Annotated in this window: 2 protein-coding genes; both read left to right on the forward strand. The window is 33.1% G+C overall.

From position 1 onward, the window contains the following. Positions 1–224: 224 nt before the first annotated feature. Positions 225–1,232, forward strand: coding sequence for a biotin synthase BioB (gene bioB / locus SFT90_08410; protein MDX1950496.1), 1,008 nt, complete (start codon positions 225–227; stop codon positions 1,230–1,232). A 249-nt stretch (positions 1,233–1,481) separates the two neighbouring features. Next, positions 1,482–2,194, forward strand: a 713-nt coding sequence (locus SFT90_08415; protein MDX1950497.1) for a PDZ domain-containing protein, incomplete at its 3' end; no start/stop codon positions are given.

The following is a 2,194-nucleotide window of genomic DNA, read 5'->3' on the forward strand; positions in this document are numbered from 1 at the left end:
AAAGCATCTTCTAACGCTTTCAAACCTTCAATTTCCCTTTCAATAACTTCCCTAGCGATTTGTATTTCTTTTTTCATATTCAGCAAAATTTATTAGTAGTTTTAGAATTATCTAGAGAAATATCAAGGGTTCTAGTTTGCAAAATACAATTCTAACAAATTTTTGTTGCGACTTTACTTTATAGTTACTTATTGCTATAAGGCATTGAATTTAATATTTTTCTAATGCTCAATAAAATTGAAATAAGAAATAATTGGAGTTTTGAGGAAGTTAAAAATCTTTATAACCAACCATTGAATGATCTTATTTTCTCTGCACAACAGGCTTTGAGGCAATATTTTGATCCGCATAAAGTTCAGCTTTCAACTCTGCTCAGCATTAAAACTGGCGGTTGCCCTGAAGATTGTGCTTACTGCCCACAATCATCAAGATATAACACTGGTTTGGAAGCAAGCAAACTTATTGATATTGATGAAATTCTAAACTCTGCAAAAAAGGCTAAAGAAGCTGGTGCAAGCCGTTTTTGTATGGGTGCAGCTTGGCGAAACCCAAAAGATAGGCACATTCCAGAATTACAAGAAGTAATAAAAGGTGTTAAATCTCTTGGCCTTGAGACCTGTATGACACTCGGAATGCTAACTGAAAATCAAGCAAATAAACTCGCTGATGCAGGGCTTGATTATTATAATCACAATATTGATACTTCAGAAGAATTTTATTCAAAAATTATCACTACTAGAACTTTTCAAGATAGGTTAGAAACGCTTGAAAATGTTCGTAAAGCTGGAATGAAAACTTGTTGCGGTGGCATTGTTGGAATGGGTGAAACAATTGATGATCGCTTAAAAATGCTTGTTACACTTGCAAATCTTCCTGAACAACCTACCTCTGTGCCAATTAATATGTTGGTGAAAGTTGAAGGCACACCACTTGATAAAAATGATGAAGTGGATTTCATAGAATTTGTTCGGATTATTGCAGTTGCAAGAATTATAATGCCGGCTTCTTATGTTAGGCTTTCAGCAGGCAGAGAGGAAATGACAGAGGAAAAGCAAGCCTTATGTTTAATGGCTGGCGCAAATTCATTTTTCTATGGTGAAAAACTTCTCACTACACCAAACCCTTCTAAAAATGAAGATATTGAAATGCTTGCAAAACTAGGACTTAAGCAAGAAGAATTGAATGAATATAAAGAAACCGATTGTAGCAACCAAACACAAAAAGTTGCATAGAGATTTTTTAGTATTTGCACTTAATAAACACCAATTGTCACCCCGCAATAAATGCGGTGTTAATGGTTGAAAGCGTTTCTACACTTAAGTTTTAATCTTGTTTTTCAATTAACCTCGCAATAAATGCGGGATGACACTAAATTGGAAAAACAACAAAATTTCAATATAACCATCATTAATTACATTAAATTTGATAATTAAAATTTAATCTATATATTTTCATAAAATAAATTAGATATTTTTGAAAATATGAAAAAACTTTTTGCGATATTTTGTCTTGTTTCTGCCTTGCAAATCCTCACTTCTCCAATCTACTTAAACTCATTCGCGGAAGAAAATTCTGAAAAAAAAGAGCCTGTTGAAAAACTCTCTCGTGAAGAAACCCTCAAGCTCCTTGAGCTTTTCGGTGATGTTTTTGAAAAAGTTCGCAAAGATTATGTTGAAGAAGTTTCTGATAAAAAAATTATTGAGGCTTCAATTAATGGAATGTTAACGAGTCTTGATCCTCATTCTAGCTTTATGAATTCTGAGGATTTCAAGGAAATGAAAGAGCAAACTAAAGGGCAATTCGGTGGTCTTGGCATTGAAGTTACTATGAAAAATGGCCTTGTTTATGTTGTTGCACCTATTGATGATACTCCTGCGTTCAAAGCTGGCATCAAAGCTGGTGATTACATTAGTCATATCAACGGGCAAGCAGTTTATGGTATGACAATCAGTGAAGCAGTTAAAAAAATGCGTGGCAAACCAAAAACTAGTATTGATTTGAAAATTGTTAGAGAAGGTGAAAAAAAGCCTTTAGAGCTTAAAATTATCAGAGATATTATAAAGGTTAGATCTGTCAAGAGCAAGGTTTACGGCGATGTTGGCTATGTAAGAATTTCAAGTTTTACTGAAAATACCTCTAAAACTATGATTGATGAATTTACTAAAATTCAAAATGAGATTGGAAAAAATAAAAT

Source organism: Rickettsiales bacterium, assembly GCA_033762595.1.
Classification (GTDB): domain Bacteria; phylum Pseudomonadota; class Alphaproteobacteria; order Rickettsiales; family UBA8987; genus JANPLD01.

Coding starts and splice junctions, on each gene's coding strand:
- bioB (MDX1950496.1), top strand. CDS start 225: ATGCTCAATAAAATTGAAATAAGAAATAATTGGAGTTTTGAGGAAGTT.